Origin of the sequence: Actinoplanes sp. NPDC051633, from assembly GCF_040681735.1 — a bacterium.
Taxonomy (GTDB): domain Bacteria; phylum Actinomycetota; class Actinomycetes; order Mycobacteriales; family Micromonosporaceae; genus Actinoplanes.
This window is the reverse complement of the sequence record NZ_JBFAZH010000403.1, coordinates 1-6,159: the sequence shown is the minus strand read 5'-3', so window position 1 is coordinate 6,159 and position 6,159 is coordinate 1. Positions and strand designations below refer to the sequence as shown.

General features: G+C 69.8%; 5 protein-coding genes. 2 read left to right on the top strand and 3 right to left on the bottom strand.

What is annotated here, in order from left to right; translation table 11 throughout:
* The first annotated feature begins 49 nt into the window (after nt 1–49).
* Complete coding sequence (locus AB0M20_RS21935) at nt 50–1,135, top strand: glycoside hydrolase family 172 protein (protein ID WP_364300869.1); 1,086 nt, start codon at nt 50–52, stop codon at nt 1,133–1,135.
* A gap of 33 nt (nt 1,136–1,168) precedes the next feature.
* On the opposite strand, the gene AB0M20_RS21930 is transcribed toward AB0M20_RS21935, so the two are convergent.
* The 3 genes from AB0M20_RS21930 to AB0M20_RS21920 all read right to left on the bottom strand — a co-directional run bounded on the left by AB0M20_RS21930 (nt 1,169) and on the right by AB0M20_RS21920 (nt 5,622).
* Nucleotides 1,169–2,365 (bottom strand): sulfotransferase, encoded by a 1,197-nt coding sequence (locus AB0M20_RS21930; protein WP_364300867.1) that lies wholly within the window; start codon nt 2,363–2,365, stop codon nt 1,169–1,171.
* 63 nt (nt 2,366–2,428) lie between these two features.
* Nucleotides 2,429–4,282 (bottom strand): glycoside hydrolase family 97 catalytic domain-containing protein, encoded by a 1,854-nt coding sequence (locus AB0M20_RS21925; protein ID WP_364300865.1) that lies wholly within the window; start codon nt 4,280–4,282, stop codon nt 2,429–2,431.
* A gap of 29 nt (nt 4,283–4,311) precedes the next feature.
* The gene (locus AB0M20_RS21920; protein ID WP_364300863.1) at nt 4,312–5,622 is read right to left on the bottom strand and encodes a low temperature requirement protein A; all 1,311 of its coding nucleotides are present in this window, start codon (nt 5,620–5,622) and stop codon (nt 4,312–4,314) included.
* Between the two features lie 47 nt (nt 5,623–5,669).
* Here AB0M20_RS21920 and AB0M20_RS21915 point away from each other — a divergent pair.
* Nucleotides 5,670–6,159: dihydrofolate reductase family protein (locus AB0M20_RS21915; RefSeq protein WP_364300861.1), on the top strand; the 490-nt coding region annotated here is incomplete at its 3' end.

Genomic DNA, 6,159 nt, shown 5'->3' with positions numbered 1-6,159 from the left:
TTCGCGTCGTACCACAGCTTTAGCCCAGCGCACCGGAGGAGCCTGAACCGTGACCGCCCGATTACCGGTCTCCCGCCTTCGGGCCGTCCGGACCCGGTCGATCAGCCCGGAGAACTTCGACGGGTCGGCCGGCGGGGGCGGCCGCGCGACGGAGGGCACCGGCGCCGAGAGCGCACGCGACCTCGGTCCCGGCTGGAAGGTGTCGCCCAGCGTGGACATTCCGCCGGGCGCCTCCTTCACGCTGGGCGAGATCGACGGCCCGGGCCGGATCACCCACTTCTGGATCACCACGCACAGCGGCCATTGGCGCACGCTGCTGCTGCGCGCGTACTGGGACGGCGCGGACGAGCCGGCCGTGGAGGTGCCCTATGGCGACTTCTTCTGCCACGGGTGGGGCGAGTTCAGCCAGGTCAGCTCGGAGATGGTGGCGGCCAACCCGCACGGCGGCTTCAACTCGTACTGGCCGATGCCGTTCCGCGCCGGCGCCCGTTTGACGCTGGAGAACCTGTCGGAGGCGCCGGCTCGGGTGTATTACCAGATCACCTACGAGCTGGGCGGCGACCACGACAACGAGGGCTACTTCCACGGGCAGTGGCGCCGCAGCAATCTCCTCGAGTATCTCAGGACGCACGTGCTGCTCGACGACGTGCGCGGGTTCGGGCACTACGTCGGCACGTACCTCGCCTGGGGCGTCAACAGCAACGGCTGGTGGGGCGAGGGCGAGATGAAGTTCTACCTCGACGAGGACGAGGAGTTCCCTACGATCTGTGGCACCGGCACCGAGGACTATTTCGGCGGCGCCTGGAATTTCGACGTCCCGGGCCGGGGCTACACCACCTTCTCCACCCCGTATCTGGGCCTGCCGCAGGTCATCCGCCCGGACGGGCTTTACGCCAGCCAGCAGCGTTTCGGCATGTTCCGCTGGCACGTGCCCGACCCGATCCACTTCGCGACTCGGCTGCGCGTCGAGGTCCAGGCGCTGGGCTGGCGCACCGGCGGACGTTACCTGCCGCTGCGCGACGACATCGCCTCCACGTCGCTGTTCTACCTCGATCGGCCGAGCACCAACCGGCCGCCCACACCCGGAGCCCAGGAGATGGAGATCCACCTGGGTTCGGGACCGGCCCCCACCTGAGCCGTCGCGCTCGACCCGGGGTCCCGGTTGTCGCTATCCGGTGCGCAGCGTCTGGGGGTGGGTGGCCAGGTACGGCGCGAACGCCTCTCGTACGCCTGCCTCGGTGAGGCCGAACCGATCGCCTCGGTAATGATGGACGAGCCGGGTGGGTTCCGGGGCCGGTCGGGGCGCCGCCGTCGCGGTCGCAGGCGCACCCGCAGCGGTGAGGACGCGGGTGACCACCCGGTCAGGGTCGGCGACAAGGTCGGCGTATCCCACGTCCACGACCCGGTCGGGTGGAAGCCCGGCGCGGACCGCCAGTGCCCGCCTGATCGCGTCGCTCCAGAACTCGCAATACTCCGGACCGAGGCCGGCCGGATCAACTCTGGTGAGATTGAGCAGTCTGACCGACTCGGTCAGGCTGCACCAGGACGGCACCACCCGGGCCGGGTCGCGATGGGTCCACACGATGGTCGCGTCGGGAAAGACCGCCAGCAGGGCGTCCATCTTCCACAGGTGGATTGGGGTCTTGAGCACCCATCGCCGCGGGGGCTCACCCCACTGCATGACCTGTAGCTGCTGCCGCAGGTAGGCGTAGTCGGGGGTCGCATCGCGCTCGACGTACCACTTGCGGTATCCCGGCAGGGGTGCCCGCGTGTACCAGGCCAAGTGGTGTGGCAGGGCGAAAAGGTTCTCCTCGGGTCGATCCGCGGCGAGATCGTGGGAGACCTGCATTGCCGGAGCTGCCCGCCGCGCAAGTCGGGTCATTCGCTCGGCGGCCTGCCGTCGCCGGGCGGCGTCGCCGTCGGGGTCGCTCGCCGGCCGCGGCGCGAGCAGTTCCCACAACAGCGGCCCACGCATGCCGGACCGGTCGGCGAGCAGGCGGTGCAGGAGGGTGGTGCCGGTGCGCGGCAGCCCGAGGACCACGATCGGCGCCGTCACCGGCTCGGCGCCGACCTCCGGATGCCTGAGCAGAAACCGGTTGATCCACAGCCGGGTTGCCCACCGCCGGGTCAACTCGTCGCGGAGTCCGAGAACACCCAGCGGGCTCAGGCTGTCGACCGCGCGGAACGCGTCGACGAGAACTGCCGTCTCCACGCGGTAGGCGTCGTCGACCGGCTCACGAATGCCGATCCGGGCGACGCTCCTCGACTCGATCCCCGCCACGAAGGCCGCCGTGGACCGGATCCTGACGACGGGAGCGGCGACGGCGTTGAGCAGCGGGACCCAGGGAGCACGGAGACGAGCCAACTGGCACCTCTTCGATCAACAAACTCCACTTCGGACCAGTCTCGCATTCCAGAACCATTCGCGTCATCCTCGCGAGGTCGTCGCCAGGAACCCGCCGTACGGTGCCATGACCAACGACATCGCCCGTTCGGCGGTGGCGCTCGTCGCGGTGAGGTCTTCGCCGCGCGATGCGTCGCTCAGCACGAGCCACGCCGTGTCGGGGTCCGTCAGCTCGGCCACGTCCAGATCGACCGCGACCGGCTCGGAGCGGCCGTTGATGCCGGCGACGAACCAGTCGTCGCCGCGGCGGCGGGCGATCACCACGTGGCTGCCCGGCACGCCGGTCAGACAGCGCGTCTCGTCCCAGGCCGCCGGCACCCGCGACAGCACGCCGGCGGCCTCCGGTGGCAATGACCGGTACGAGCGGTCGGAGTCCGCGAAATGGAGCAGACCCGACTCGAACACCACCGCCAGCGCCAGTTCGTGCCCGGGGGTGGTCTGATGCGGGTAACGGTTGTCGCTGAAGGTCACGGGCGTGTAGTCCATCGGGCCGACGGCGTTGCGGGTGAACGGCAGGATCGTGTTGTGCCGTGGCGCGACCGCGGGGAACTGTTCGTCGAAGATGTACGTCTCCGCTCCGCGGACCCCTTCCATGGTCATCAAGTGCGGCCACGTGCGGGTCCAGCCTCGCGGGATGGTGCATCCGTGGAAGTTCACCATGATCCGGTGCTCGGCCGCGTCAGCGAGGATGTCCAGATAGCGCGCGATGCCGTCCTGCTTGTCGCTGTGGAAGAAGTCGACCTTGATGCCGGCGACGCCCCACTGCGCGATCTTCGCCAACTCGGCTCGCCGTACCGTGCGGTCGTGCATCCGGTCACGCGGCTGCTCCGTGACGTGGTTGTGCGGCCCGCCGGAGTTGTACCAGAGGAACAGCCTGACGTCGCGGTCGGCCGCGTACCGCACCAGCTCCCGCATGTCGTCGTCGGTGTGCACCGTCCAGTTGGCGTCCACCAGGGAGTACTCCCAGCCGAAGTCGTGCGCCAGGTCGACGAAGTCGCGCAGCCGCCGCAGGTCGCGGGGACTGTCGTTGTCGGACCACCAGCTCCAGGACACCCGGCCGGGCTGCACCCAGGAGGGATCGGGGATGCGGCTCGGCTCGGCCAGGTGATCGACCAGTTGGCTCTCGACGAGCCCGCCGGGCCGGTCGGCGACCACGATCGCCCGCCACGGCAGCGTCCACGGCAATGAGCTCCGGGCCTCGGCGCTGCCGTGACCATCGCCCTCGCCGGCCAGGGGAGGGGCAAAAGAATAAGTGCGTGCGTGGGGTACGGGCGCCAGCCGTGAGCCGAAGCACGTGGCGTCGAGGCCGGACTCGGCAACGAGCAGCCAGCTGTTCCCGGTGTGGAAAGCCGCCGGCAGGTCCCAGCCCGGGCCGCTGGACGCCGTCCCGATGGGCACGCCGCCATAGGGCGCCTCGTACGCCGGGCCGTACTCCAACGGTTCCTGGGTCGGCTGCAGCCAAGCCTCGCCGTCCTCGGCCGGCGTCACCTCGGTCAGCTCTCGCACCAGCGTCATGTCCCCGACGCCCGGAAAGCGATAGCGGAATGCCACGCCGTCGTCGTACGCGCGCAGATCGACCGCGAGCTCGGCGCCGGCCGCGTTGGCGAACAGCAGGCTCCGGGCCCGGCCGTCGGCCCGGCCGTCCCGTTGTTTGCCGTGCATCATCGTGTAGCGGTCCTGGACAGTGGTCTGCTCGCCGGCCGCGATGAGGGTCAGCGGGGCGTCGAAGACCTGGTCCGTCCGCACCACACCGAGGCGGGACCAGCCGACCACCGGACGGTTCCGGTGCACGACCCGGTAGTCCAGCACGCCGTCCACCCCGAGCCGGACCTGTATCGCAACGGCTCCTCCCGGCGACGCGAGCACCCAGTCATCCATACCTGTCCCTTCGGTCCGACGGTCGTTGGTCAGGTCTTAGCCGTGCGGATCTCGCCCGCCCGGTGCTGGGCGATGCCGGTCATCACGCCGCCGACCATGATCACGGCGACCAGCGCGAGCAGGATCGGCGGTGACAGGTCGATCAGGCACACTAACGGCACCAGGACGACGCCCGCGCCCGGCCACAGCAGCACCGCCCGGAACTGCCGGGCCAGGACGGCCTGGATCAGCGCGGCGGTGGCCAGATAGACGCCAAGGCCGATGCCCAGCACCGACCGGGTGCTGGCGGAAAGGTGGGCGTCGGCGCCGTGCACGATCGCATGCTCGAGGCCGACCGCCACCGCGGCCAGGCTGATGGCGACCGGCAGGTGCACGTACACGTAAAAGTCGTGCACTCCCTGGCGGGTGCGATCGTGCCCCTCCTGGAGCAGCCGTCTCTTGGCGACGCCGCCGGACAGATCGAAGTACGACCACCACACCGCGGCGGCGATCAGCAGCGCGAGCGCCCCGGTGACGACCACGCTAGGTTTCCAGCCGCCGTCGTGGACGCCGGTGACGGCCGCGGCGACCGACTCGCCGAGCACCAGGATGACGAAAAGGCCGAAACGTTCCGGCAGGTGCTCCATGTGCAGCGGGATGCCGTCCTCGAGCCGCGCGGCCAGCGTCGGCCCGAGCAGATCCACCGCGACACCGATGCCCCACAGCACGTACCGGGCCGGGGTCGGCACCGCCAGGGAGATCACCCAGACGGCGGCGCCGGCGCAGTGAGCCAGCAGATAGGGCCGGATGGTACGGCGCGCGTCCGGCACCGAACGCCAGGCCCGCAGGTAGCCGACGATCAGGACGACGCGCAACAGCACGTACGCGATCGCGAACCACCGGCTCGTGGTGGCATCGAGCTTGTCGGCGGAGGCCGCCATCCCCACCACGCCGGCCATGCCGAGCAGCGTGATCAGGCGGAAGACGGCGTCGTCGGTGTCGAACCGGTTGGCGTACAGCGTGCTGCTGGCCCACGCCCACCACCCGATGGCCAGGACCGCGGTGAACCGCAGCGCACCCACCCAGGTCTCGTCCTCCGCCAGGATGTCGGCGCACCGCGCGACAAACAGCACGAAAGCCAGGTCGAAGAACAGCTCCAGCCGGGTCGCGGACCGGTTCGACTCCTGGTTGACGTCGGGCGGGCGGATCAGTTCCCGTTCCTCTTCGTCCTCACGGTCGAGTTCGGCGCGTTCTTCCGGCGTGGCACCGGCCTGCTGCTGCGACATGCCGCTATGAGTTCCCGATCCGGCGACGTCGATGCACGAAGCCGGGATGAAGGCGGGGACTGGCAGGCTGGGCATGATGACAGGTCGTCGATGTCGATGGACGCTGCACGGAGGAGTGAGCGGTGAACACAGGTACCGGGAAGGTGATCGTTAATCAGACGATCTCCGCCGACGGGTATTCGGCAGGGCTCAACCAGAGCGAGGAACGCCCGTTCGGCGACGACGGCGGTGACGGCTGGGGCGACCGGCTGCACGCCTGGATGTTCGACGCCGGTGCGGAGAACCAAGCCGAGGTCGACCAGATCAACGCCGCCTCAGCGGTCATCATGGGACGCAACATGTTCGGTCCCGTGCGGGGCGCGTGGGATCGGCCGTGGAACGGCTGGTGGGGCGACGATCCGCCGTTCCACGCCCCGGTGTTCGTGCTCACCCATCACCCGCGTGAGCCGCAGCCGATGAAGGGCGGCACCACGTACCACTTCGTCACCGACGGCATCGAGTCGGCGCTGTCGCAGGCGCGGGCGGCGGCCGGCGACGGCGACATCTCGATCCACGGCGGTGCGACGACCATCAATCAATATCTCGCGGCTGGTCTGGTCGACGAGCTCCGGC

Coding starts and splice junctions, on each gene's coding strand:
- AB0M20_RS21925 (WP_364300865.1), bottom strand. CDS start 4,282: ATGGATGACTGGGTGCTCGCGTCGCCGGGAGGAGCCGTTGCGATACAG.
- AB0M20_RS21920 (WP_364300863.1), bottom strand. CDS start 5,622: ATGCCCAGCCTGCCAGTCCCCGCCTTCATCCCGGCTTCGTGCATCGAC.